Genomic DNA, 26,503 nt, shown 5'->3' with positions numbered 1-26,503 from the left:
TTTCGGATCTGCCGCCGGGGCTTTTGCGTACCCGCACCTATGCACCGAACCGGCTCCCTGCCGTATCGCCCCCTGTTTTAGTCGCCTCCGTTTTAAGAGAAGATAGAGTCATGGAAAAAATGAACGTCGAATCCTTCAACCTTGACCACCGCGCCGTGGCGGCACCCTACGTGCGTATCGCGGACCGTAAGGTTCTGCCCGGTGGCGACACCCTCATCAAGTACGATATCCGCTTCACCCAGCCGAACACCGCGCACCTGGAGATGCCGACCGTGCACTCCATCGAGCACCTGAGCGCCGAGCACATGCGCAACCACACCGACCGCCTGATTGATTTCTCCCCGATGGGTTGCCAGACCGGTTTCTACGCGCTGACCCTGGGCCTGGAGCCCGAAGAGTTCTTCCCGATTCTGGAGGCGACCCTCAACGACATTCTCAACGCGACCGAGGTTCCGGCGGCGAATGAGGTGCAGTGCGGTTGGGGCGCTAACCATACCCTCGAGGGTGCGCAGGCTGCGGCTCGCGAGTTCCTCGCGGCACGCGATGAGTGGGCGCAGGTGATGGCGTAATGAGCGCGCAGATTCCTGACGCTTTCGCATCCGCCTTCAACCCGGTGGACTTTGACCCGAACGCTTTTGACCCGGCTGAGGCGTTTAACAGCATGTTTGAGCTGATGGACGGCATGTCTAACGCCATCATCATTCAGGTGGCAATGGATGAGGAGCTCGCACCTTTCCTGAAGGTGACCGAGGAGCTGCAGCCGTCCTTCACCGAGGGCGCCGCAGTATTCCACCCGCGTTACCTGCAGGTGGGTGAGGACCAGGTTCCGCTGCTGCTGGTTCGTTCCAAGATTGGTCTGGTGAACGCGGCGAGCGCCGTCACCGAGGCGATCAGCTACTCCTCGAACTGCTTGGGCGTCATCAGCGCAGGTACCGCCGGCGGTTTGGCTCGCGGCATTAACGTGGGCGACGTGCTGATTGGCGAGAACTACACCTACACTGACGCCGACGCGACCGCGTTCGGTTACGCGCGCGGCCAGGTTCCGGGCATGCCCGAAAGCTACGACGGTCAGGCGGATGAGTGGCAGGATGCTCTGGAGCATGCGCTCGCCGCACTGGAGCCGGTGCGTGAGCAGGCTGAGAGCGTGTGGGAGGTGCGCCGCGGCCAGATGCTGGCGGGTAACTCCTTCGTGACCGCTCACAACGTGAAGGACACCCGCGAGGCATTCGAGGGCGCCATCAGCACCGACATGGAGACCACCGCGATTGCACAGGTCTGCCACAACTACGAGATTCCGTTTATCGGAGTGCGTTGCGTGTCTGATCTGTGCGGCCCGGAGGCCGACCAGGACTTCCACCTCTCCGTGGATGTGGTGGCTCCTCGTTCGGCTCGTTACGCGCTGCAGCTGGCTGCTGAGCTGTGGACCGAAGCGCAGCTGGAGGCGCTGGAGCTGGCTCTCTAAAGCTCTAGAACTAAAGCTCTAGAGCATGCGGCACGATATGAGCTCGCATGCGGCAAGTGCCGGGGCGTGAACCTGACGGGTTTGCGCCCCGGTCCTTTTATTCCGGTCTTTTTGTACTGGTTTTTGTACCCCAGTCTTTTTATGATCAGGCACCTTGATGTACCCGGTCCGTAAGAAACGCAGAAATATTAACCGCGGTGAATATACATTCTGTGTGTCGTGGAGTACTATGAATGAGGAAACTGTCCGATCTCACAGAGGAGTACGTCGTGAAGTTCTGCCCGACTCTCGCCTCCGTCACCGGTCTGCTCGGTGGCTACAAGGTTGCATCTAGCACCGGCATCCGCCCGCTCGGTGGCGCTGTCCTGGCACTGTGCGGTGCCGTGGCTTACAAGAATTGGAAGCGTAAGGCTGGCGCAGGCCGTGCCACCTTCCTCACCGCTGTCTACCTCGGCGCGTTCGGCGCCGCTCATCCGCTCGCCAAGAAGCTTGGCGCGTGGCCCGCAGTCTACACTGTGACTGCTGCAACCGCTCTGTGCTCTATCGTCATTGGACGTAAGCGACAGAAGTAGTCTTTGACGAAAAGACGGCGGAAAGGCAACGTTGCCTTCCCGCCGTCTTTTGCGTTCCCACCCACCGTACCGGTTGGGTAGGGATGCGACGGGGCGACGCGCGAAGGCAACACTTTCTGCGCAACGCCCCATCACTCGATGGGGAGTGAATCAACCGGTACCGCTCTCAGTCACCTGCTGAGCTGCGGCACCGCTCGATAAGTTTCCCCGCCACCGGCGGGTACACCCCACGAGGTAAAGGAAAAGAAGAAGATGAATACCACTCCGGACTCATCCCCGGTACAGCAGGGCGTAGCTGAGGCTACCTCCGAGAGCCCGCAGCTAGCGCGTGGACTCTCCCTGCGTCACATCATGTTCATCGCCCTCGGCTCCGCCATCGGCACCGGCCTGTTCTACGGCTCTGCATCCGCCATTCAGCTGGCGGGCCCCTCCGTGTTGCTTGCCTACGTTATTGGCGGCGCGGCAGTGTTCATGGTGATGCGCGCAATGGGCGAACTCGCCCTGGCGCACCCGGTCTCCGGAGCGTTCTCCGAATACGCCACCCGCTACCTCGGACGCTGGGCTGGCTTCGTGACCGGCTGGACCTACGCCCTGGAAATGGCGCTGGTCGCCATCGCGGACGTCACCGCCTTTGCCGTGTACATGAAGTTCTGGTTCCCGAACAGCCCCTCCTGGATTTGGATTGTTTCGGTCCTGCTGATTCTGCTCGCTATTAACCTGGCGAAGGTCAAGGCATTTGGTGAGACCGAATTCTGGTTCACGCTCGTGAAGGTCAGCGCCATTGTCGCCATGATTGTTGGCGGTATCGCCCTGCTCTTCGTGGGTGTGCAGGCGCACGACTCCGTGGCGCCCTCGGTTACGAACCTCTGGGCTCTTGAGGGCGGCTTCTTCGCAAACGGATTTACCGGCTTCCTCGCTTGCTTTACCGTGGTGATGTTTGCCTTCGGCGGTATTGAGAACATCGGTATTGCCGCCGGTGAGGCGAAGGACCCGCGCACCTCGATTCCCAAGGCGATTCGCACGGTGCCGTTGCGCATCCTCATCTTCTACATTCTGACCCTGTCGGTCATCATGTCCCTGTACCCCTGGTACTCGGTGACCAAGGCGAACTCGCCGTTCGTGCAGATCTTTGAGGGACTGGGCATTCCGGCTGCCGCTTCGATTCTGAACGTGGTCATCATTACCGCCGCCATCTCTGCGCTGAACGCGGATGTGTACGGTGCCGGCCGCATGATGTACGGCCTGGCGAAGCAGAACCTGGCGCCGGCTTCCTTTGCGAAGGTTACGAAGAATGGTGCGCCCTGGATGACCACCCTCATCATGGTGCTGGTTATGGCGGTCGGCGTGATTGTGAACGTGCTCTTCGAGAACGCGTTCGAGGTGGTCGCCTCCCTGGCAACCTTCGCGACCGTATTCGTGTGGGTCATGATTCTGCTGGCGCACATTGCCTTCAAGCGTAGCGGCGCCGATACCGAGGCGCAGCCGGTACACCAGCCCCTGTGGCTGAGCTACATGGCGTTGGCGTTCATGGTCTTTATCGTGGTGCTCTTCGGCTGCTTCGCGGACACCCAGCTGGCGCTGGTGATGGGCGCAATTTGGTGCCTGTTCCTGCTGGTCTACTACCGCCTCGTGGTTGTGCGCGCTCGTGCAGAAGCAGCAGAAGCATAGGGAGCAGAAGCACAGACACCGAATAAACGTAGAGCCCACTGAATAAACGTAGAGCCCACTGAATAAACGTAGAGCCCGGTGCGAGGACTCGGCGTGAGAACCCGACTGTGAAGCCCGGCGACCGGTAGTGTGATGAGCTACCTGTCGCCGGGCTTCTGCTCACCCTTCCACGAAAGCGCCCCGGTAGCGTAGAATGGGAAGAACGCGTCTGCAGTCCGCAGTAGACGACGTGTATTACAGGGCGTAAGCCCACCACCCGGCGGCAACCGTCCGTACGGGACGTATGCGGTACTAACTCTAGGAGTTAAAAGTGGCACTGGATCCCGCTGTCAAGCAGGCAATCATCAAGGAATACGCAACCCACGAGGGCGACACCGGTTCGCCCGAGGTTCAGATTGCAGTTCTGTCTCGTCGTATCGCCGACCTGACCGAGCACCTGAAGTTCCACAAGCACGATCACCACTCCCGTCGTGGCCTGATGATCCTCGTTGGTCGTCGCCGCAACATGCTCGGCTACCTGAAGAGCGTCGACATCGAGCGTTACCGTTCGCTGATCGAGCGCCTGGGTCTGCGCCGATAAAACAGGAGCGTCTTGACGCTTTTGTGGTGATTAATCGCCTTTAGGCGGTGTGTGCGGACGTGCTGTCAGCACTACCAACCCTCCAACACGGAGGCGGGTAGCGCCAGCGCGTCCGTACTGCCGCGTTGAGGGGCGCATCTTCCGCTCGCTAGATTCGGCGCTAGATTCCAACGCTAGATTCACTGCGAGAAATCGGTAGAAGACGCCGCCCCACCTGAAAGAAAGAACAGAAGGCCGTACTGGCACACACGCCGCGGTCCTCGGTAGCGAATTACGGAATAACACCACTCCCACAACCGTGCCGACACACGTCAAGCACACGAAAAGGCGGGGGAGAGGTGCCGTGGTTTCCTATCGAAGGCCGACTCGTGCGCCGTACGGCCTGCCAAGAAGAAAGAAGGAACCGTGGAAGGTCCCGAAATCAAGTTTGCTGAAGTCGAAATCGACAACGGCATTCACGGTAAGCGCCACGTGCGCTTTGAAACCGGCCGCCTCGCAAAGCAGGCTGCTGGCTCCGTCCTCGTCACCATCGATGACGAGACCACCCTGCTCTCCGCAACCGCAATCGGCAAGTCTCCCCGTGAGGGCTTCGACTTCTTCCCGCTGACCGTGGACGTGGAAGAGCGCATGTACGCAGGCGGCAAGATTCCCGCATCGTACTTCCGCCGCGAAGGCCGCCCCAGCACCGAGGCAATCCTGGCTGCACGCCTGATTGACCGCCCGCTGCGCCCCGCCTTCACCAAGGGCATCCGCAACGAGGTTCAGGTCGTTGTGACCGTCCTGACCTACGAGCCGGACGAAATCTACAACACCTTCGCAATCAACGCTGCGTCCGCATCGACCTCCCTGTCCGGTGCGCCGTTCAACGGCCCCATCGGTGGCGTGCGCATGGCACTGATCGACGGCCAGTGGGTCTGCTTCCCCAAGTACTCCCAGCTGGAAAACGCTGTGTTCGACATGGCTGTTGCAGGTCGTATCGTCACCAAGGCTGACGGTACCGAAGACGTCGCCATCATGATGGTTGAGGCAGAAGCAACCGACAACTCCTGGAAGCTCATCAAGGAAGACGGCCAGACTGCCCCCACCGAAGAGATTGTCGCAGAGGGCCTGGAAGCAGCTAAGCCCTTCATCGCAGCACTGTGCAAGGCGCAGGCTGACCTGGTGGCTCGCGCAGGCAAGCCCGCCCTGGAACTGCCCTTCTTCGGCGGCCACGGTGAGGACGTCGACGCAGCAGTTGAGGCATTCGCAGCAGACCGCCTGGCAGAGGTGTACTCCATCGCTGGCAAGCAGGAACGCGAAGCAGCGGCAGCTGAGCTGCAGGAAGAGCTCATGGAAGCTCTCACCGGCGAAGGTAAGGAATTCGAAGAGCGCTCCAACGAGGTCTCCGTAGCATTCGCTGCCCTGACCAAGCACGTGGTTCGCCAGCGCATCCTCACCGAGCAGGTCCGTATCGACGGCCGCGGCCTGACCGACATCCGCCAGCTCACCGCTGAGGTTGAAATCCTGCCCCGCGTTCACGGTTCCGCTCTCTTCGAGCGCGGCGAAACCCAGATCATGGGTATCACCACCCTGAACATGCTCAAGATGGAGCAGCAGCTGGACTCCCTGCACCCGGTCAAGTCCAAGCGCTACATCCACCACTACAACTTCCCGCCGTACTCCACCGGTGAGACCGGCCGCGTGGGTTCGCCCAAGCGCCGCGAAATCGGCCACGGTGCACTCGCAGAACGCGCAATCACCCCGGTGCTGCCCTCCCGCGAAGAGTTCCCCTACGCAATCCGTCAGGTCTCTGAGGCTCTGGGCTCCAACGGCTCGACCTCCATGGGCTCGGTCTGCGCATCGACCCTGTCCCTGCTGAACGCCGGTGTGCCGCTGCGCGCACCCGTTGCAGGTATTGCAATGGGCCTGGTCTCTGACGAGGTTGACGGCGAGACCCGCTACGCAGCCCTGACCGACATCCTCGGTGCGGAAGACGCACTGGGTGATATGGACTTCAAGGTTGCCGGTACCTCCGAGTTCGTGACCGCTATCCAGCTGGACACCAAGCTCGACGGCATCCCCGCATCCGTGCTCGCTGGCGCGCTGACCCAGGCACGTGAGGCTCGCCTGCACATCCTCGAGGTCATCACCAGCGCCATTGATGCACCCGACGAGATGAGCGAGTTCGCACCGCGTATTATCTCCGTGAAGATTCCGGTCGCCAAGATCGGTGAGGTCATCGGCCCCAAGGGTAAGATGATCAACCAGATTCAGGAAGACACCGGCGCAGACATCTCCATTGAGGACGACGGCACCGTATACATCGGCGCAGCTGACGGCCCCTCCGCCGAGGCTGCACGTTCGGCAGTGAACGCTATCGCTAACCCGCAGGTTCCCGAGGTCGGCGAACGCTACCTGGGCACCGTGGTGAAGGTGACCGACTTCGGTGCGTTCATCTCCCTGACCCCCGGTAAGGACGGCCTGCTGCACATCTCCGAGATGCGTAAGCTCAACGGCGGCAAGCGCGTTGTTGACGCTGAGGACGTTGTCTCCGTGGGCCAGAAGGTCCAGGTGGAGATCACCAAGATTGATGACCGCGGCAAGCTCTCGCTGGCACCGGTCGTTGAGGGTGGCGACGACGAGTAGTCGTAACCCCCGCTAAGTGATGAGGGGCGTTCGGCGCACCCGGTGCGGTTCACACCCCGCCGGATGCACCGGGCGCCCCTTCGCTGTGCTTATATGCATCTTCTGACGCTCACCCGCCCTATTAACCCGGACTGTCTACTCCCGGACTGTCTACTGGTAACGGGACGGTGAGCTCACCTTCAGACGTACCTGTTGAAAGGTTCTTCTCTCTATGTCTATTTCCCTGCCCGTCGAGCTTGAGGCAATCGCCGAAGAGCTCAACTACGAGCACGGCCGCCTCATCTACGAAGGTGTAGGCGGCAATGAGGTGCGCCGCTCCATCCTGCCTGGTGGCGTGCGCGTGATTACCGAAAAAATGCCCGGTACTCGCGGCGTATCCATCGGCTTCTGGGTGGGAGTTGGCTCCCGTGACGAGGCCCCCGGCATGCTTGGCTCCACCCACTTCCTGGAGCACCTGCTGTTCAAGGGCACCGGCACCCGCACCGCCCTGGACATTGCATCCTCCTTCGACGCGGTAGGCGGCGAATCTAACGCCCTGACCGCTAAGGAGCACACCTGCTACTACGCACGTGTGCTCGACGATGACGCACCCATGGCGGTGGACGTCATCACCGACATGGTCACCAACGCCCTGCTGGACCCGGCTCACCTGGAGCAGGAACGCGCCGTGATTCTCGAAGAGATCGCCATGGACCAGGACGACCCGACCGACGTTGCCTTCGAGAACTTCGTGGAGCAGCTCATGGGCGATAACCCGCTGGGCCGCCCCATTGGCGGTACCCCGCAGGAGATTACCGAGGTGCCGCGTGACGCCGTGTGGGAGCACTACAAGCGCTACTACACCCCGGACCGCTTGGTCATTTCTGCCGCTGGTTCGCTGGAGCACAGCACCATGGTCCGCCTCGTGCTGGAGGCGCTGACCCGCTACGGCTGGGACCTGCAGGAGGGTATGGCACCGGCACCGCGTCGCGTACGCAACGACAGCGGCATTGTTCCGCTGAGCGAGCTGCGTGAGGTGGAGAAGGGCTTCGAGCAGACCAATATTGTGATGGGTTGCCCGAGCATTATCGCCGGCGACGACCGCCGCTACGCCATGAGCGTGCTGACCAGCGCATTCGGTGCGGGCATGTCCTCGCGCCTGTTCCAGGAAATCCGCGAGAAGCGCGGCCTCGCCTACAGCACGTTCGCGTTCTCCGGCGCGTACTCGGACGCCGGCTACTTCGGCATGTATGCGGGCTGTCTGCCCGCCAAGACCGAGCAGGTGCGCGAGGTTATGGGCTACGAGTTCGATAAGCTCGCCACCGCCGGTATTACCGAGGAGGAGCTGACGAAGGTCCGCGGCCAGCTGGCTGGCTCCACTGTGCTCGGTAGCGAAGATTCGGGTTCGCGCATGTCCCGTCTGGGCCGTGCCGAGTTGGACTCGGGTCTGTTCACCAGCACCGACGAACTGCTGGAGAAGATTCGCGCGGTCTCCCTGGAGGAGGTCCGCGACCTGGCGGCGTACCTGGGTGAGCAGCAGATGATTACCACCATCGTGCGCTAACCCTCAACGCTGATACAGCACAAAAATGCCCGTTCCCACACCCCATCAATGCGGGGGAGGGAACGGGTATTTTCGTTTATCGGACGTAAGGCATCGGGGCCATCTGCCGCCCATGCTTTTGACGCTCAGCACGAGCGGCAGAACCCGAAAAGCTACTTCTGAACAGTACTACTTTTGCGCCTTGGCAATAGCTTCCATCAGAACCTGCGCGTAGAGCTCCTGGCCGGCAGCCTCCGGGTGTACGCCGTCAGAAGCGAGCAGACCGCTCTGAGTCTGCAGAGCCTGACGAATCGTAGAGTTCCAATCCGCAATCACCACGCGGTCAGAATGCTGTGCCGCGAACTCGCGAATCTTTCCATTCGAGTAATCAATCCAGGTCAGGTTGCGCGGGCCGTAACCAGTCACCAGCACCAGCTTAGAATCGGCAGGCATAGCCGCCAGAACCTCGTCGAGCTGACCGTCCAGAATGGTTGAGTTCGCGGTCACCGACAGCACGAAGGTCTTACGAATCTGGCCGTTGGCACCCATGGTCTTAATAATCGGCAGAGCCTTGGCGATGGTTCGTCCCTCCGCCGCGTCGATGGATGCCTCGGGCATCTTGTCGTACAGCTCGGGGGACACTGCGACCACAATGGAGTCACCCACAACGGTCACCTGCGAAGAGTTCACGGAGCCGGTTGCGGCCTTCGACGCGGAGGGGCTAGCAGAGGTAGAAGCCTTCGCATCCTTATCTGCGGCGGACGCGCTCGGGTTAGCTGACGCGCTCGCAGCCTGCGCCTCCTGGCGTGCCTTCAGGCGCTCAGCGGCAACACGCTTGCCGTCCTCAACGGACTGCTGGGCTGCGGTCATAGCGGGAGCGGTGTGCACCGCCAGACCGGTCGAGGCTGCCGCTACAACAACAGCCAGGACCGCCGAAACCGGCAGGAACTTGGTGCGGGAGGACTGGAAAGCCGCCACAGCACGGTTAGCGCTACCACGGAAACCGTAGCGGCGAATCGGGGTCTCAACCCAGCGGTACGACATCTCCGCAATCGCGAAGGTCGCCACCAGAACACCCACGTTCACCAGTGGGGAGCGGTCCGCACCCAGCAGGTAGTGCATGACCACGGCAAGCGGCCAGTGCCACAGGTACAGGCCGTAGGAGCGTTCGCCCACCCAGCGCAGGGGCGCGAAGTTCAGCAAGCGGCGTAGCATCTCGGAGGCGCCAGCGAGCATGTCGGGTAGCATACCCTGAATCACGCCCAGAGCCAGCAGGGAGGCGCCGAACAGACCCCAGGGAATCGCGCCGGGTGCCGACTCGGGAACCAGGATCGCGTAGGGAATCAGCGCGAACAGGGACAGCCAGCTGATCATGACGCGGGCGAATGCGACCAGACCGAAGGGCTGAGCCACGCGGTACAGCACGGACTGCTGCAGCGGCGGGTACAGCGACCAGGGGCGCGCGAACGCCAGCAGGGCGCCGAGTAGTAGACCGTAGAGGTGGGTGTCGGTGCCGTAGTAGACGCGGCTGATGGGTGCGCCGGACATCAAAAGAGCGGTAGCAACGCTCAACGACGCAATAATGCCCAGCACCATAACCACGCTAAAACGACGCCAGCGGCGGCGCAGCAGCAGGCCAGCCGCAACAATCAGCAGCGGCCAGACCACATAGAACTGTTCTTCCACCGCCAGCGACCAGAAGTTCGTAAAGAGCTCCGGGGAGGTCTGCGCGAAATAGTCGTTACCGGCAAAAATGGAAATCCAGTTGGATGAGAAGGTCGCCGCACCGGCGAGCTGACGGCCCAGGTTCACCTGAATATCGCCGCCAATGAGCAGGCTGACCGGTCCCATGACCAGGATCAGCAGGGTAATGGCGGGAAGCAGGCGGCGGGCACGGCGAATCCAGAAGCTACCCAGGGCAATTTTGCCGGTGAGAGCACCCTCACGCAGAAGCAGGGAGGTAATCAGGAAGCCAGAGATGACGAAGAAGATATCCACGCCAATCATGCCGCCGGGTAGTACGGTGGGCCAGAAGTGGTACACCATCACGAGGAGCACAGCGATTGCTCGCAGGCCGTCCAGACCCGGCAGAATATAACGCCGGTTAGCCTCATCTGGACGCACGGAGGAGGTAAAGAGGGACTTCATACTGTCTGTGTACTCCGTAGGACGGAAATTATAGAAATACTTCCTAATTATATGTTTGTTCCCTTTAGATGGCAGATAACTAACCTTATATGACGCATATAAGATGTCACCTTTTGTATTCATGTCGCCTTTATGGGGCCCGCCGGGTATCTCAGTCCGTGTGTATGATGGCGTGCATCGCACCCACACGGGGGATAATAGAGGCTGTACGTCCCCCATCGTCGGGGTGCTAACAAGCTACGGAGGAGAGAATCATGACCCACGAGGTTGACGAAAAAATCTGGAAGGTAGCGGTACTCGGTGCCGCGGGCCGTATGGGTTCCGAGGCGGTGCGCGCCGTCAACACCTCCGCAGACATGGACCTGGTGGCGGCACTGGGCCGCGGCGACGACCTGCAGGAGCTGGTCGATGCCGGCGCCGAGATTGTGATTGACCTGACCGTTCCCGAATCCAGCGAGGCGAACGTGCGCTTCGCGGTGGAGCACGGCATGCACGCGGTGGTGGGTACGACCGGTTGGACCCCCGAACGTCTGGACTCCCTGCGAACACTACTGGCTGAGCACCCCGAGGTAGGTGTGCTGATCGCCCCGAACTTTGCGATTGGTTCGATCCTGGCAACCGAGTTCGCGGCGAAGGCGGCACGCTACTTCGAGTCGGTAGAAATCATTGAGATTCACCACCCGAATAAGGTGGATGCCCCCTCCGGTACCGCGGTGCACACCGCCCGCAAGGTTGCCGCCGCCCGCGCGGAGGCTGGCGTGGGTGCAAGCCCGGATGCCACCACCTCCGACCCGCTGGGTTCGCGCGGCGCCGTCATTGAGGATATTCACGTGCACGCGGTGCGTCTGCGCGGCATGGTGGCGCATCAGGAAATTCTGCTGGGTGACCCCGGCCAGCAGCTGGTGATTCGTCACGATTCCTTTGACCGTGCCTCCTTCATGCCCGGCGTGCTGCTGGGCGTGCGTGAGGTGGCGGCGCATCCGGGTTTGAGCGTGGGCTTGGACGCCTACATGGATTTGTCGTAGGGGAGCGTTATGTCTGAACAGACTTCACCCGAGAACTCGCAGGTATCTTCCGAGGCTCCTAGCCCCTGGTGGACGTCGCTGCGCCTGTGGACCGTCTGCGCATGCGTGCTGATGGTTCTGACCGTGCTGATTCTGCCGCTACCTCTGGCGGCGCGTGCCTCTATTCTGGGCGTGCTGATTTTTAGCGCCGTCTTCGTGACGGTGGATGCGGGCGGATTCGGTAAGACCTTCGCGGCGCTGACCTGCGCGCTGTTGACCCTGTACCTGGTGCATATTGCGCAGCAGGGCTTTGTGATGCTGACCTCCGGCTCTGTAGCTGGCATCGTGCTTGGCGCGGGTATGATTCTGCTGCCGATTCTGGGCGCGTGGGCGCTGGTGCGTGAGGTGCTTTTTGGCGCTCGTATTCAGCGGATGGCTCAGGAGCTGGCGGCTTCAGACGAACTGGCGGAGGATACCCTGCCTCGCACCCCGAGCGGTAAGGTGGACCGTGAGGCGGCAGCGGTGGAGTTTGAGAGCTTCGCCGCGGCGGTGGAGCAGAACCCGAATAGCTGGAAGGCGTGGTTCAACCTGGCGTGCATGTACGATGCCGGCGGCGAGCGCAAGCGTGCCCGTGCAGCGATGCGTAATGCGTGGGCGTTGCGTTCGGGCGGTGCCGCGAAGGGTATGCGGTAGGAGCCGTCCTTGGCGGTCCGTAGCCGGTACCGCATTTAGTTTCGGTATGAGGTTGATAACGCCGAGGCTGTGTGCCCGGTTTCATAGGCTCTTGTGGAAGTACCGCGGGTTTGAAAGAGTCCGAATAGTAGAACACGTATGAAAATTTATGCGTTCTAACGGAAAAATCTGCATTTTAGGCGTACTCTGGACGTATGTCTGAGAACCTTTCGAACCCCGGTACTTTTGTTGAGCCCGTCTTCGGTCGCCTCCTGACCGCAATGGTGACCCCCTTCGCTAAGGACGGTTCCGTTGACGAAAAGCAGGTCGCGGACCTGGCGAACTACCTTGTGGAGAACGGCCACGACGGCCTGGTGGTCTGCGGTACCACCGGTGAATACTCCACCATGACCGATGATGAGAACGAGCGCGTCTTCCAGATCGTAAAGGACACCGTCGGCTCTCGCGCGAAGATTATTGCCGGTGTTGGTTCGAACGACACCGCGCATACTATTGAGCTGGCGCATCGCGCCGAAAAGATTGGTGTGGACGGCCTGCTGGTCGTGACCCCCTACTACAACAAGCCGACTCAGCCGGGTGTCTACGCCCATTTTGCGACCGTTGCTCAAGCAACTGAGACCCCCGTCATGCTGTACGATATTCCGGGTCGTGCGGGCATCCCCATCGCACCCGAAACCTACCGTCGCCTTGCAGAAATTGATAGTATTGTAGCGGTGAAAGACGCCAAGGCAGACTTCGGTGCCGCAACCGAAGTCATGGCAACCACCGACCTGCACTACTACAGCGGCGATGACGGACTGACCCTTCCCTGGATGGCAATGGGCGCCGTCGGCCTCGTTTCGGTGACCGCGCACGTGGCACCCGCACTCTTCCGTGCCCTGATTGATGCTGTTGTTGCACAGGATTTGGTGGAGGCGCAGCGTCTTCACCTGGAACTGACTCCGATTGTCCGCGCAACCATGGGCCGTGCGCCCGGTTGCGTTGCCGCCAAGGAAATTCTCTCCTGGCAGGGTGTGCTGGATGAGCCCGTCGTTCGCCTGCCGCACGTACTCTCCGAGCCGGAGGTGGCACAGGCTATGCGAGCTGACCTGCTCTCCTCGAGCATTGCTCACACCCTCAAGAACTCCTAAACTTTGACGCATACCCGGCGCACGCAATAGCGTCGGGAGCGTATATATAGAGGAATTCGGCTACCCTACGCCCCGCTTTCGGGGCGAGTGATGTAGCCAACGGATGCGGACTCCACACCTAACACTAGGTGAGGGGTCCGCTCTGGCGTATTGTCGCGGTTTACCGCCCAATGATTCGGCTCCCACTCAGACAGGGGCCCAACTTAGTCAGAGGCACCCGAGCACTACGCCCCGAATACTTTTGAATACTTTCGGTGATTTGGACGCACCGGCAGCACCACCGCCTCGGCACATGAGAGTCGGCTGGGGTGCTTGCGGTACGAAGCGTCGCCTACGAATCACAGACATCACAAGAAAACATAGAAGAAAGAGGAGACACACGATGAGCGTCTTTGAAGCGAATCTTCCCCTGCCTCCCCGCCTGAAGAAGGACACCCTGCGCGTGGTGCCCCTGGGCGGTCTGGGCGAAGTCGGTCGTAACATGACCGTGTACGAAATCAACGGCAAGCTGCTGATTGTTGACTGCGGCGTGCTCTTCCCCGAAGAGTCCCAGCCCGGCGTGGACCTGATTCTGCCCGACTTCAGCTACATTGTCGACCGTCTGGACGACGTGGTCGCCATGGTGCTGACCCACGGCCACGAGGACCACATCGGTGCGGTTCCTTACCTGCTGCGCCGCCGCCCCGACATCCCCCTGGTCGGCTCCGAACTGACCCTGGCGCTGGTCGAGGCGAAGCTCGCCGAGCACCGCATCAAGCCCTACACCCTCGCGGTGAAGGAACACCAGGTGGAGCGTTTCGGCCCGTTCGAGTGCGAGTTCGTTGCTGTGAACCACTCGATTCCGGACGCACTGGCTGTTTACATCCGTACCAAGGCTGGCAAGGTTCTGCACACCGGTGACTTCAAGATGGACCAGCTGCCGCTGGATGGCCGCATCACCGACCTGCGCCACTTCGCTCGCCTGGGCGAGGAGGGCGTGGACCTGTTCCTGCCGGACTCCACCAACGCTGAGGTTCCCGGCTTCACCCCGACCGAGAAGCACATCGGTCCGGTGCTGTCGAACGTATTCCGTGACGCGAGCGGCCGCATCATTGTGGCGTCCTTCTCCTCGCACGTTCACCGTGTGCAGCAGGTTCTGGACGCAGCCGCTGAGCGTGGCCGCAAGGTCGTGCTCGTGGGCCGCTCCATGGTCCGCAACATGACCATCGCTGAGAAGCTGGGCTACCTGAAGGTTCCCGCCAACGTGCTGGTGGACCTGAAGAAGGTTGACGACTACCGCCCCGACCAGATCGTGATGATGTGCACCGGTTCGCAGGGCGAGCCGATGGCGGCACTGTCGCGCATGGCGAACGGTGACCACAAGATTCAGATTGAGCCCGGCGACACCGTGGTGCTCGCCTCCTCGCTGATTCCCGGTAACGAGACCAGCGTCTTCCGCATCATCAACGCCCTCATGAAGCTGGGCGCTAACGTGGTGCACAAGGGCAACGCGAAGGTCCACGTTTCCGGTCACGCTGCCGCGGGTGAGCTGCTGTACTGCTACAACATCCTCAAGCCGAAGAATGTTATGCCTGTTCACGGCGAGGTTCGCCACCTGATTGCTAGCGGTGACCTGGCGATGGAGACCGGCGTTCCGAAGAAGAACGTGCTGCTCTGCGAGTCCGGCACCGTTGTGGACCTGCGCGATGGCGTGGCGTCCGTGGTGGGCGAGGTTCCCTGCGAGTACCTGTACGTTGACGGCCGCTCTGTCGGTGAGGTCACCGAGAGCGACCTGAAGGACCGCCGCATCCTGGGTGAAGAGGGCTTCGTGTCCATCGTGACCGTGGTGGATCGCGCCACCAAGCGCGTGGTGACCGGTCCGGATATTCACGCTCGCGGTATCGCTGAGGACGACTCGGTCTTCGACGAGATCGTTCCGAAGATTACCGCCGCTCTGGAGGATGCTCTGCACCGCGCACCCGAAAAGGTGCACACCGTGCAGCAGCTGCAGCAGATCGTGCGCCGCACCATCGGTGCCTGGATTTCTCGCCGTCTGCGCCGCAAGCCCATGATTGTTCCCGTGGTTGTTGAGAACACCTCGAAGGCTGCGAAGAACTAACACTCTGCGCGAGGCTAAATGCCTGTCATAGCGAAAGGCGGGGTCGATACATTGGTGTCGGCCCCGCCTGCCGTGTATCTGCGGAACGTATGGGTGAAAGCTGCGTGAAAGCTAGGCGAAAGCGAACGCAGTAGGGGAGAAGCGCCTCATCAGCGCCCTATCAATGCCCTCGCAGGCATCGGACGGGGCGCACTTTTTAGCTCACTGATAACGAAAGAATCGGTACATTAACGGGAAGGTTGATACCCTAAAAGGTATGGCTCCACGGACCACGAAGGGTCGTAACACGACCTCTACTAAAGCAAACACTAAGAAGACCACCCGCAAGCGCACCACCTCCCGAGGCGGTGCCCAGCGCGGTGCCAACGCGGCGAACCCTGTAGCGGGCGCTATCTCCTCCGTCTGGCTGAGCATCGCTCACGCTATCGGTGGGCTGTTCCGCTCCATCGGTGCGGTGCGCACCGACCTTGCGCCCGAAGACCGTCGTGACGGCGGCGCGCTCACCATTCTGCTGTTCGGCCTGATTAGCGCCGGAGTGGAATGGTACAACTGGCGCGCCCACACTTCCCTCGGTTTGTTGCGAGCGCCGCTGGACGCCTGGCACACCATGCTGGGCGGTATTTTCGGTCAGGGTGCCCTGCTGATTCCGGTGTTCTGCCTCATCATGGCGTGGTGTGTTTTCCGTGGGCCCGACCTGATTAAGCGTAATAACCGCGTGGCGTTGGGCTCGTTCATCATGCTGGTGGCGACCTCCCTGTTCTTTGCCCGCCATGTGGGTCACCCGACGTTCGCGGATGGTTTTGACGCCGTTTGGGCTGGTGGTGGCGTGGCTGGCGTGCTGCTGGGCACCCCGATTGTGCGGGTGAGCGGCGGTATTGCGTTCGTTGAGATTCTGATTCACCTGCTGCTGGGTATTGCCGGTCTGATGGTTCTGACGAACACTCCGATTCGTCAGGTGGTGCCGCGTACCCTGCACCTGGTCGGTCTGGCTCTGGGTGAGAAGCCCAATGGCACGACTCGAACCTCCGTGAAGGACAGCCCTTCGGATGCGACTCAGACCGTGGACCTGAGCGCTGAGGAGCACGACCGCAGCTACCTGTACGGTGACGATGAGAAGCCAGCACGCCCGGCTAAGAAGTCTGGTGGTCTGTTCTCGCGTCTGCGCGGCTGGTTGGGCTTTGCTCCCGCTGCGCCGACCGATTCTTCCCTGGACGAGTACGCCGGTGACGAGGCATTCGTGAGCGCCGTGGTGGATGAGACTCACCCGGAGACCACGCAGATGCCGGTACAGCCCGCGGATTCTGCTCAGGATTCTGCGCAGGGATCCGCCCAACAGGCACGCCCTGCGGCTAAGCCGAACCGTCTGTCCCGCCTGCCCGGTCGCCTCAACCAGGCACCGGCTGCGCAGGGTGCTTCCGCTCAGAACAGTGCTTATTCGAGTAGCCCGGACCTCTTCGACGTTGAGGCATCGGATGCGCCTGCTGCCCGCCTGGACCAGGTGCAGCGCGCCGCCGTGGCGAACGGCCGCGTGAACCGTATCCCGGGTGAAGAGCCCCTCTTTGACGTTGAGGCGTACGACGGCTTCGGCGGCGCTGAGGAAGCTGCACCGCAGACGAAGCCGCACCAGGTAGTGAACCAGTGCGCCGCCCCGGCTTCCGCCGCACCTGCGGCTCAGCCTCCGATTCCAACCCGCATGCACTCGCCCGGCGCGCACTCGAAGAACGCGGCTCCCGCGGCTTCGCGAGCACCCGAGGCTGGTGCATCCCGCCCGCTGCAGAACAATACTCAGGTGGCGACCACCGAACAGGCGCGCGGCGAGCAGGTTGTGCAGTCCTCCCGCGGCGCGTACGTGCTGCCCTCGGAGGAAATGCTGGTTTCCGGTCCTCCCGCTAAGGAATCCTCCGAAGTCAATGAGCACGTGGTTGAGGCTCTGACGAACGTGCTGGAGCAGTTCAAGGTCGATGCGCAGGTCACCGGCTTCTCGCGCGGCCCGACCGTGACCCGCTACGAGATTGAGCTGGGTCCCGCCACGAAGGTGGAGCGTGTGACCGCGCTGAGCAAGAACATTGCGTACGCTGTGGCGAGCCCGGATGTTCGTATTCTGTCGCCGATTCCGGGTAAGTCCGCGATTGGTATTGAGATTCCGAATACGGACCGTGAGACCGTTGCCCTGGGTGATGTGCTGCGTTCCCCGCAGGCTCACGCGAACCATCACCCGATGGTCATGGGTGTGGGTAAGGACGTTGAGGGCGGTTTCGTGCTGGCGAACCTCGCGAAGATGCCGCACATGCTGGTTGCTGGTGCGACCGGTGCCGGTAAGTCGTCGTTCGTGAACTCGATGATTACCTCGATTCTGATGCGTGCAACCCCCGACCAGGTGCGCCTGGTGATGGTTGACCCCAAGCGCGTGGAGCTGACCGCCTACGAGGGTATTCCTCACCTGATTACGCCCATTATTACGAACCCGAAGAAGGCTGCTGAGGCTCTTCAGTGGGTGGTTCGTGAGATGGATGCCCGCTACGATGACCTCGCCCACTACGGCTACAAGCACGTGGACGACTTCAACAAGGCGGTGCGTGAGGGCAAGGTTCAGCCCGAACCCGGCAGCAAGCGCACGGTGCACGAGTACCCGTACCTGCTGGTGATTGTGGACGAGCTCGCCGATCTGATGATGGTTGCTCCGCGTGACGTGGAAGAGGCGATTGTTCGTATCACGCAGCTGGCGCGTGCGGCGGGTATTCACCTGGTGCTGGCGACCCAGCGTCCGTCGGTGGACGTGGTGACCGGTCTGATTAAGGCGAACGTTCCGTCCCGTATGGCGTTTGCGACCTCCTCGGTTACTGACTCTCGCGTGGTGCTGGATCAGCCCGGCGCTGAGAAGCTGATTGGTCAGGGTGACGCACTGTTCCTGCCGATGGGTGCCTCGAAGCCGATGCGTGTTCAGGGTGCGTGGGTGTCTGAGTCTGAGATTCACGCCGTGGTTGAGCACGTGAAGAAGCAGGCACCGACCATCTACCGTGAGGACGTGATGGTGTCTGCCGCGAAGAAGCAGATTGATGAGGAAATCGGCGATGACCTCGACGACCTGCTGCAGGCGGCGGAGATCGTGATTACGACCCAGTTCGGTTCGACTTCGATGCTGCAGCGTAAGCTGCGCATGGGCTTCGCGAAGGCCGGACGCATCATGGACCTGCTGGAGTCGCAGGGCGTGGTGGGTCCCTCGGAAGGTTCGAAGGCACGTGAGGTACTGGTCCGCCCGGATGACCTGCAGGCGACCCTGGCGCGTATTCGCGGTGAGGAGCCTCCGGCGGCTGACCCGTACGCGAATGCGGTGGATCCGGGTGAGCCGGTCACCGACTATTTCGATGAGTCCGATGATGAGGGTTCGGAGGATGCCTGGCAGCTGACCGGCCGCTAGTCCTTCAGCGCCCTGTCCATTCGGCTGAGTCCACTCGGCTGAGTGAGCGCGCGACATGCACCCCGTATCGTCCCCGTGATGTCTGCTACGGCACACGTATAATGGACGGTACGGGGTGTTTGCGTACCCCCGATACGATTAGGTGTCGGTGCGTACGCGGTCTCTCACCGTCGAAAGCCATCTACCCGTAAGGAGCCGATATGAGTGAAGCTCGCAATTCCGCACCCGCCGGTGCGGTCAGCACAGCGAAGCCTTCGAACTGGAATGTGCCGAATGTGTTGACGGTTCTGCGTATTATTGCGGTTCCTTTCTTTATCGTTGCCCTGGTTGCGGGCGGTACCTTTGGTGCCGCTGATCCGACGCACCGCTGGCTGGCGTGGATTATTTTTATTCTTGCCATGCTCACGGACTGGGCGGATGGCTACCTGGCGCGCTCGCGTAATCTGATTACGAGCTTCGGTAAGATTGCTGACCCGATTGCCGATAAGTTCCTGACCGGCGCGGCGTTTATTGTGCTGTCGGCGCTGGGCGAGCTGTGGTGGTGGGTGACGATTGTGATTCTGCTGCGTGAGTGGGGCATTACGATCATGCGCCTGTTCGTCATTAAGTACGGCGTGATGGCGGCTAGTAAGGGTGGCAAGATTAAGACCGTGCTGCAGACGGTGGCGCTGGTGCTGATGCTTCTGCCGCTGGGTCAGCTGGGTATTGGCTGGCTGATTCCGGGTTGGGTTCTGATGGGTGCGGTCACCGCGATTACCGTGTGGACCGGCTTGGTGTATGTGCGTGATGCGTATATTTTGCGTCGTAACTGGTTGCAGGCTCAGGCCTCCCAGGGCGGCGGTAACTAGAGGTGAGGGGAGTAGCGTGTGCTGCTCCCCTTCGCTGTACCTGCGGCGCGTTGCGTGCCGCGTGAGGTTTTGGGCGGCGATGCGCCGCTGAAAGGAGAGAATGATGGTTCCCCTCGTACTTGAAGATGCTCTGTCCCTTGAGCTTTCTTCCGCTGAGGTTTTCTCCGGCACCCCGGAGGCAGCGGCGCTGCTACTGCGCGATGCGGTGCGGCTGCGTGCCTCCCAGGAAGGCCCGGTGCAGGTGGCGACGGCTGAGTCGCTGACCGGCGGGGATGTGGGCGGCGCGATTTGTACGGTGCCGGGCGCATCCGCGTATTACCGAGGCGGCGTGATTTCCTACGCCTACGAGGTGAAGGCGCAGGTGCTGGGCGTGGATGCTCAGCTGCTGGCGCGTGAGGGCGCGGTGCATCCTGCGGTGGCGGTGCAGATGGCGGTCGGCGCGGCGCGGGTGTGCGGCGCCGATTATGCGGTGTCGACCACGGGTGTTGCCGGCCCCGATCCTGCGGATGGGCAGCCGGTGGGCACGGTCTATATCGGAGTGCGTTTACCGGGCAGCACCGAGGTGTTTGAGCGCCACTATTCGGGGGACCGCGCGCAGATTCGTGCGGCGGCGAGCGCGGATGCGATTGCTCTGCTGGCGCGTGCGGTGCGCGGCGGTGCCGGTGGTGTGCTGGAGAACGAGCTGGCGTAGCGTGCCGGGCTGTGCGGTACCTATCTGAGAAGAAATTTTACGGTTCAAATATATTCACAGGGTTCTCTCAGCTCCGCAGGAATAAAGGCATAGGTTCGCCTGTTTGAATAGATACAAGCCGCAAGAAGAGGATGAAAATGGCGAGGCTCCTAGCCCGTGCCTCAAAAATCAGTTAGGCTTAACTCTGTACAGTCCCGCAGGTCGGGAATACCTACTCAGGAAAGTGATATAGAAGCTCATGGCTAAGCAGCGCGTATCGATTAATGGCATTACTAAGTGGAAGGAAATCGAGGAGACCCCCCGTCAGGTCGCCCCGGTCGTTGAGGAAGCTAAGGTTGTTCCCCTGCGACAGGCAATCGGTGAGGTTCTTCGCGATGTTCGCCAGCGTCAGGGCCGCACCCTGCGCGAGGTTTCCCAGCGTGCCCGTGTTTCCCTCGGTTACCTGAGCGAAGTTGAGCGCGGTCAGAAGGAAGCTTCCTCCGAACTGCTGGCGTGGATTTGCCAGGCTCTGGACATTCCGATGTCCCAGATGCTGCGTGAGGTTGCCGACCGTATGGCGGTTCTCGAGGGCGTTCAGATTCCGGATACTGTTCCGGCTGAAATGTCTGAGCAGTACAAGAGCGATTACTACATTCTCTCGAAGTAATGCGAGGCGGCTGATGCCGCGTTAAACGTGAAGCGATGCCGTGCATCCCCGTAAGGTGGGTGTGCGGCATCGCTTATTCTCGGGTTTACTCTGGACTAGTTCTGGGTTTGTTCTCGGGTTTATTTCTCGGGCGATGTGACGAATTATGAAGCGAACTAGCGGTGAAACGGAAGGAGCGCTTGTGAAGCTGAGCGAATTTTGGGCGTGCATGGAGTACGAGTTCGGTGCCGGGTATGCGCCGGTGCTGGCGCGGGACTTGGTGCTGGGCTCGCTGGGCCATGTGACCGCTGCGGAGGCGCTGGACCAGGGCGTTAATCCGAAGGATGTGTGGCTTGCGATCTGCGATGAACAGGAGATTCCGCAGGAGCGCCGCCTGGGGCCGGATAAGGAGCCGTTGCGCTAAGTAGCGGGGCTGGCATTGCCTACCGCATGGGCGGGGCACCCTATGTGTTCGAGTGCTCACGCTCGCGCGGGTGGTGTTTTCGAATAATCAGCCGAAATTTCGGGGTTTTTCGAAAATATATGCCGAAACCCTATCCGATTCATTCGAAACTGGGTCGTAATTTTGTTCGATTCGTGCTAGACTTTTCCACATCAGGAATTTTTCGGAAAAATCTTCAAAGTTTTCCACAGATTTTAAAAAATGGCCTTATCCTGTCAGGCTGTGACCCTAGAGTAGTCTCAGAAGGAACCGGTAGGCCAAAACCTTCAGGTCTCGATTACGAGTCCCACCGATTCCGAAGAAACATTACTCCCGTCAACCACTGACAACACAAAGAACGAGGTACTACCGTGGCTAAGAACACCAAGTCTCAGAGCGTAGCTCGCGTTCCCGAAGAGGGTCGCGCCAAGGCACTTGAAGCCGTGATGGCACAGATCGACAAGAACTACGGCAAGGGTGCAGTCATGCGCCTGGGTGATAAGGAAACCACCAAGACCGAGGTTATCTCCACCGGCGCTATCGCTCTGGATGCCGCTCTGGGCATTGGCGGTCTGCCCCGGGGCCGCGTCATCGAGATTTACGGTCCCGAGTCCTCCGGTAAGACCACCGTCGCACTGCACGCGGTAGCGAACGTTCAGAAGGCAGGCGGCGTGGCAGCGTTCATCGACGCCGAGCACGCACTGGACCCGATTTACGCGGCAAAGCTGGGTGTGGACATCGACCAGCTGCTGGTCTCTCAGCCCGACACCGGCGAGCAGGCACTGGAAATCATGGACATGCTGGTTGGTTCCGGCGCCGTTGATATCGTGGTCGTCGACTCCGTGGCTGCTCTGGTACCCCGCGCCGAAATTGAAGGCGACATGGGTGACTCCCACGTGGGTCTGCAGGCTCGCCTCATGAGCCAGGCTCTGCGTAAGATTACCGGCCGCCTCTCCGCAACTGGCACCACCGCAATCTTCATCAACCAGCTGCGTGAGAAGATTGGTGTCTTCTTCGGCTCCCCCGAAACCACCACCGGTGGTAAGGCGCTGAAGTTCTACGCTTCGGTTCGTATCGACATTCGCCGCATTGAGACCCTCAAGGACGGTGCAAACCCGATTGGTAACCGTACCCGCGCCAAGGTCGTGAAGAACAAGATGGCTCCGCCCTTCAAGCAGGCTGAGTTTGACATCCTCTACGGTGAGGGCATCTCCGTTGAGGGCGGCATCCTTGACCTGGCGGTGGAGAATGACATCGTCAAGAAGTCCGGCGCATGGTTCACCTACGACGGTGAGCAGCTGGGTCAGGGCCGCGAGAACGTTCGTAAGCTGCTCAAGGATAACCCCGAGCTCACCGAGGAACTGCAGTACAAGGTTCTGGTGAAGTTGGGCATTATTGAGGAAGAAGCTGACGAGCAGGCAGCAGCTGAGTCCGAGGGTAACGACCCGCTGGATGAGCTGGCTGAGGAGTTCTAAGCCCTCATATAAGGCTTTGTAATGCCACGACTGAATTGCCGTGTGCTGTGCATTCCGCACGGCGCACGGCAATCTGTCGTTAACGGGAGCGTGTTAACGGGCGCGCAATAAGGGGAGTATCGAGGCGCCGAGATAACGCCTAGATACAATGGGGGAGCACCCTACAGCGGGGCAAAGGGAGCTATCAAGCGACCTGACACAAGGGGAGAGGAGGAACTGAACATGACGGAACAGAACGGTCATGAAGAGCACGAGCGAAACAGCACACGTGACGGCGATGCCGGATTTGCGGCGCTGGATGCGACTGAACCGCACTTTGGTTCCTCAGCTCTTGGTGACGCTGTATTCTCAGCGTCTATTTCCTTCGAGCCCGCTATTTCCTTTGAACCTATTGCCCCGCCGGTTGAGGTAGGCGGCTTCGAAGCGCTCAGCTTTGAGGCGCCCGCCACCCTGGCGGAGCCCACCCTTAGCTGGGAGACACCGCAGGCTGCACCTGTTCTGGAGCCCGCGCCCATTGAGCTAGAGCCCACGCAGAAAACAGCTCAGCCCGAAAAGCCTGCACCCAAGAAATGGACGTGGAACAAGGCCACGGAACAGGTAGCCGCAGAGGAGTTTCCGGACTGGCACCCCGCCGCCCACGGCTTTATCGAAGAAAGCATCGCCCGCGATAACGGCGGCGACTACGCAGGTGAGTTCCGCGTACCCGAGCTACCCCTGCAGGCTGTGCCTGCTAACTCTGAAGGTGGTAGCTCTGAAGGTGGCAGCTCTGAGGAAGACGGCAAATCGCCGCGCCGTAGCCTGCTCGTCGACCCGAACCTGCCCGCCGTCTCCATTGATGAGGCGCCCCAGCGTGCGTTCATGCCCGGCGGTGCTGAACCGCGCCCCATGGCGGCAGGCCGCATGAGTCGATCCGGTGCCGCATCCATCGGATCGGGGCTCACCGCCGAAGAAAAAGAAGAGATCGAGAGGCAAGCTGCGCAGCGGGATAAACAGAAGAAACGCAAGTCTTCGCGTGCCTCCAAGAATACCGACTATAAGCGCGGATTCCGTCGCATGAGTGCGGCGCAGGAAGAGAAAATGCGGAGCTGTTCGCCCTATGCGCCCGCCTTCGGGGCTCGCAGTGACGACGAGGAAACCCGCAAGAGTCCTGCGCGCCGCGGCTTGGGAAGCAACCTATTTAGGGAGGGAAGTAGCTTGAACGAAGAACTCACCCCCGCCGAAGAGGCACTCATCCGCGGTATCGCCGAGGAGGAGGCGCAGGGCGTCGGTACTGGAAAGCGCCGCGCCGCTTCGGCTGGTTCCCAAAGGGGTGGTTCTCGAGCGTACGGTTCTCAGCCGGGCAGCTCTCAGAGGGGAAACACCACTTCACAGCCGGAAAGCAACGTGCCCTCATGGAAGCAGAAGGTACGCGCCGCCCGCGCCGCCGAAGAAACCGACCCCTACACTCGCGCTAAGACCATCGTATACAACCAGCTGGCGTACTCGGCAAAGACCCGAGGTCAGCTGCGTAAGAAGCTTCAGTCGGAAGGCTTCGAGGCTGAGCTCATTGAGTCGCTGCTCGATAAGTTCGAGGCGGCAAAACTCATTGACGACGCCGAATACGCCCAGACGTTTGTAGCGCAGAAGAGTCGTACCAAGAAGCTCTCCCGCGCGGCGCTTCGCCGTGAGCTCGCTGAGCGCGGGGTGCGCGGTGAAGAAGCGGAGAACGCCCTGGCTCAGCGCACCGACGAGCAGGAACGTGAGGACGCCGCCGAGCTGGTGCGTAAGAAGCTGCGCCCTGGAATGGACCTGAGTGACCGCGCCGAAAAGGATAAGGTCACCCGCCGACTGCTGGGGATGCTGGCTCGCCGCGGGTACTCCTCTTCGGTGTCGATGTCGGTGATTCGTGAGGAGCTTGCCGCCTACGGTGCGGAGGACGAGCTCTGGTAGAGGGCGAATATATACGTTCCGCACGCACGGATAGACCCATGCCGGGGTGACCGCGAAAATAGGCACAATAAAGGGTGAGCCTGCTACAGACATACTCTGTGGCGGGCTCACCCTTTACGTTTTGAGCTGTATAAAGCGCCTTGTTGAAGGCTATATTTGATGCCTGCTCTGTCGCTTATTCAGCGGCACCCAGACGCTCCGCGAACTCGGCGAGGGTTGCATCCTGAGAGCCGGCGATTTCCAGCAGCAGGCGCATCAGTTGCGCACCTTCGCGGCGAATACGCGGCAACAAGTCAGAACGCGCCGAAGAGGAGTACAGCTCAAGCAAAGCGCATACGGTCACTGCCGCGCACACGGCAAGGTCCTCCGCCAGGTGCTCATCCAGCGGGGCGTCCTCGAAAAGCGCCGAGTACAGCGCCGGTAGCGCCTTCTTGCGGTCCACCCGGTAGCGCGGGTACTCCGGCGAGGAGGGGAAGCCCAGCATCGCCTCAACGAAGGGGAAGCCGCGGTGGTGCAGGCAGGTGCCTTCCGCGTCGACCATGCGCACCTGCGCGCCGTCCGCCGAACCGATCAGTACGTTCTGCGGCGAAAAATCGCCCGAAGAGAGCATATACACCTTGCCGCGGTTGAGCTTGAACTGCTCGGGTACCGGCGGGCGCTTGGTAAAGAAAGGCTGCAGAACGCGGCGGAAACGGAAGGACAGCTCCTCAACCGCAGCGGGAAGAACGGGCGCATCCTCATGCTCAGCGGAGGCAGAAGCGGGGCTAGAGTCAGCGCCGTGCTCGGGCGCACGTGCCTCGTCAGCCACACCGTACAGCTTCTTCAAGCCGCGCTCAGCCAGCCCCGGCGAGGCAATAGCGCCCGGGAACTGCGCCTTGCGGTCAGCGCGCGCCAGGTTCAGGCGGTAATCCTCCACCGCCTCGCCCATAATGCCGCTGGCGGCAAGGGAACGGTACGCCTCAATGTAGTAGCTCAGCGCATCCAGCGCCTGCTGCTCGGTGCCCTCCAGCAGGGCGTGGGCGACCGAATACTGCTCGCCCTCAACGGTTCCGGCGCTCACATCCTCCAGCGCCAGCACGCGCAGTTCGGCGTCCGCACCGTAGAGCTGCGGGAACAGACCCGGAACCTGCTGGTTCAGCGCCTCCAAACCGTAGCGCTCACGCAAGTACCCGAAACCGCCCGCGTTCACCGTCGAATCTTTACGGCGGTAACGCTTTACAATAATCGAGGTCGGCAAAGACTGGGCAGATTCGAAAGACTGGGCAGATTCGGCGGCAGGCTCATACGCCACACGCACCACAACGGAACGCATGCCGGTGCCCAGAATCTGCACGCGCTCAACCGTACGACCAGCCACCTGCTCCAAAGAGTGTGCCCAGCAGAGTAGCTGCATCAGGTTCTGACGCATCGAGGCAGAATCGGCACTCGCCTGAGGCGGTACGGGGGAGTAGGCGGCAATCGCCTCCTCAATGAGGGTGCTCAGAAGCTCCCCGTCAGGGGCGGGGGCGGAAGAATCGTTCGGTGACAGAGCCGGAAAGTTACTACTAAGGGAAACCTGCATAGAGCCATTATC

At 61.1% G+C, this 26,503-nt stretch carries 20 protein-coding genes; 18 read left to right on the top strand and 2 right to left on the bottom strand.

Annotated features, from left to right (window positions below):
• Positions 1 to 110: 110 nt before the first annotated feature.
• From AB8E48_RS04490 to AB8E48_RS04460, 7 genes are all read left to right on the top strand, one after another.
• Positions 111 to 569 carry an S-ribosylhomocysteine lyase gene (locus tag AB8E48_RS04490; protein WP_005507094.1) on the top strand — a complete coding sequence of 153 codons (459 nt, stop codon included), beginning with the start codon at positions 111 to 113 and terminating at the stop codon, positions 567 to 569.
• On the top strand, positions 569 to 1,462 hold the full coding sequence (gene mtnN / locus AB8E48_RS04485; protein WP_049341700.1) for a 5'-methylthioadenosine/S-adenosylhomocysteine nucleosidase: 894 nt from the start codon (positions 569 to 571) through the stop codon (positions 1,460 to 1,462). The genes AB8E48_RS04490 and mtnN overlap by 1 nt, the downstream gene beginning before the upstream one ends.
• A 233-nt stretch (positions 1,463 to 1,695) precedes the next feature.
• Positions 1,696 to 2,034: a hypothetical protein gene (locus AB8E48_RS04480; protein ID WP_049341701.1), complete on the top strand. Its 339-nt coding sequence runs from the start codon at positions 1,696 to 1,698 to the stop codon at positions 2,032 to 2,034.
• 252 nt (positions 2,035 to 2,286) lie between these two features.
• Complete coding sequence (locus AB8E48_RS04475; protein WP_314938715.1) at positions 2,287 to 3,702, top strand: amino acid permease; 1,416 nt, start codon at positions 2,287 to 2,289, stop codon at positions 3,700 to 3,702.
• A 310-nt stretch (positions 3,703 to 4,012) separates the two neighbouring features.
• Positions 4,013 to 4,282 carry a 30S ribosomal protein S15 gene (gene rpsO / locus AB8E48_RS04470; RefSeq protein ID WP_005507098.1) on the top strand — a complete coding sequence of 90 codons (270 nt, stop codon included), beginning with the start codon at positions 4,013 to 4,015 and terminating at the stop codon, positions 4,280 to 4,282.
• 405 nt (positions 4,283 to 4,687) lie between these two features.
• The gene (locus tag AB8E48_RS04465) at positions 4,688 to 6,907 is read left to right on the top strand and encodes a polyribonucleotide nucleotidyltransferase (RefSeq protein ID WP_368885898.1); all 2,220 of its coding nucleotides are present in this window, start codon (positions 4,688 to 4,690) and stop codon (positions 6,905 to 6,907) included.
• Between the two features lie 211 nt (positions 6,908 to 7,118).
• Positions 7,119 to 8,450 (top strand): M16 family metallopeptidase, encoded by a 1,332-nt coding sequence (locus AB8E48_RS04460; RefSeq protein WP_368885897.1) that lies wholly within the window; start codon positions 7,119 to 7,121, stop codon positions 8,448 to 8,450.
• Positions 8,451 to 8,618: 168 nt separating this feature from the next.
• On the opposite strand, the gene AB8E48_RS04455 is transcribed toward AB8E48_RS04460, so the two are convergent.
• Complete coding sequence (locus AB8E48_RS04455) at positions 8,619 to 10,577, bottom strand: acyltransferase family protein (RefSeq protein WP_368885896.1); 1,959 nt, start codon at positions 10,575 to 10,577, stop codon at positions 8,619 to 8,621.
• A gap of 254 nt (positions 10,578 to 10,831) precedes the next feature.
• On the opposite strand from AB8E48_RS04455, the gene dapB reads away from it, so the two are divergent.
• From dapB to AB8E48_RS04400, 11 genes are all read left to right on the top strand, one after another.
• Entirely contained in the window at positions 10,832 to 11,602 is a 771-nt protein-coding gene (dapB, locus tag AB8E48_RS04450) for a 4-hydroxy-tetrahydrodipicolinate reductase (RefSeq protein WP_368885895.1), read from the top strand.
• Positions 11,603 to 11,611: 9 nt separating this feature from the next.
• Positions 11,612 to 12,274: a tetratricopeptide repeat protein gene (locus AB8E48_RS04445; protein ID WP_368885894.1), complete on the top strand. Its 663-nt coding sequence runs from the start codon at positions 11,612 to 11,614 to the stop codon at positions 12,272 to 12,274.
• Between the two features lie 194 nt (positions 12,275 to 12,468).
• Positions 12,469 to 13,404, top strand: coding sequence for a 4-hydroxy-tetrahydrodipicolinate synthase (gene dapA / locus AB8E48_RS04440; protein WP_070600699.1), 936 nt, complete (start codon positions 12,469 to 12,471; stop codon positions 13,402 to 13,404).
• Between the two features lie 382 nt (positions 13,405 to 13,786).
• On the top strand, positions 13,787 to 15,502 hold the full coding sequence (locus tag AB8E48_RS04435; RefSeq protein ID WP_049348890.1) for a ribonuclease J: 1,716 nt from the start codon (positions 13,787 to 13,789) through the stop codon (positions 15,500 to 15,502).
• Positions 15,503 to 15,758: 256 nt separating this feature from the next.
• Entirely contained in the window at positions 15,759 to 18,920 is a 3,162-nt protein-coding gene (locus AB8E48_RS04430) for a DNA translocase FtsK 4TM domain-containing protein (protein WP_368885893.1), read from the top strand.
• Positions 18,921 to 19,120: 200 nt separating this feature from the next.
• The gene (gene pgsA / locus AB8E48_RS04425) at positions 19,121 to 19,768 is read left to right on the top strand and encodes a CDP-diacylglycerol--glycerol-3-phosphate 3-phosphatidyltransferase (RefSeq protein ID WP_049356045.1); all 648 of its coding nucleotides are present in this window, start codon (positions 19,121 to 19,123) and stop codon (positions 19,766 to 19,768) included.
• Positions 19,769 to 19,868: 100 nt separating this feature from the next.
• Positions 19,869 to 20,459, top strand: a complete 591-nt coding sequence (locus AB8E48_RS04420; protein ID WP_368885892.1) for a CinA family protein — start codon at positions 19,869 to 19,871, stop codon at positions 20,457 to 20,459.
• 238 nt (positions 20,460 to 20,697) lie between these two features.
• Positions 20,698 to 21,105, top strand: coding sequence for a helix-turn-helix domain-containing protein (locus AB8E48_RS04415; RefSeq protein WP_005507109.1), 408 nt, complete (start codon positions 20,698 to 20,700; stop codon positions 21,103 to 21,105).
• 181 nt (positions 21,106 to 21,286) lie between these two features.
• Positions 21,287 to 21,508: a DUF3046 domain-containing protein gene (locus tag AB8E48_RS04410; RefSeq protein ID WP_296545147.1), complete on the top strand. Its 222-nt coding sequence runs from the start codon at positions 21,287 to 21,289 to the stop codon at positions 21,506 to 21,508.
• Positions 21,509 to 21,897: 389 nt separating this feature from the next.
• Positions 21,898 to 23,001, top strand: a complete 1,104-nt coding sequence (recA, locus tag AB8E48_RS04405; protein WP_070643892.1) for a recombinase RecA — start codon at positions 21,898 to 21,900, stop codon at positions 22,999 to 23,001.
• Between the two features lie 222 nt (positions 23,002 to 23,223).
• On the top strand, positions 23,224 to 24,930 hold the full coding sequence (locus AB8E48_RS04400) for a regulatory protein RecX (protein WP_368885891.1): 1,707 nt from the start codon (positions 23,224 to 23,226) through the stop codon (positions 24,928 to 24,930).
• A gap of 175 nt (positions 24,931 to 25,105) precedes the next feature.
• Here the strand turns inward: AB8E48_RS04400 and AB8E48_RS04395 are convergent, their stop codons facing one another.
• Positions 25,106 to 26,491 carry a hemin ABC transporter substrate-binding protein gene (locus tag AB8E48_RS04395; RefSeq protein ID WP_368885890.1) on the bottom strand — a complete coding sequence of 462 codons (1,386 nt, stop codon included), beginning with the start codon at positions 26,489 to 26,491 and terminating at the stop codon, positions 25,106 to 25,108.
• Between the last annotated feature and the right edge of the window lie 12 nt (positions 26,492 to 26,503).

The sequence above is a fragment of the Rothia mucilaginosa genome (assembly GCF_964211445.1).
GTDB lineage: Bacteria > Actinomycetota > Actinomycetes > Actinomycetales > Micrococcaceae > Rothia > Rothia mucilaginosa_E.
Note: the sequence above shows the minus strand (reverse complement) of the source record. Positions and strands in the feature narration are given on the sequence as shown.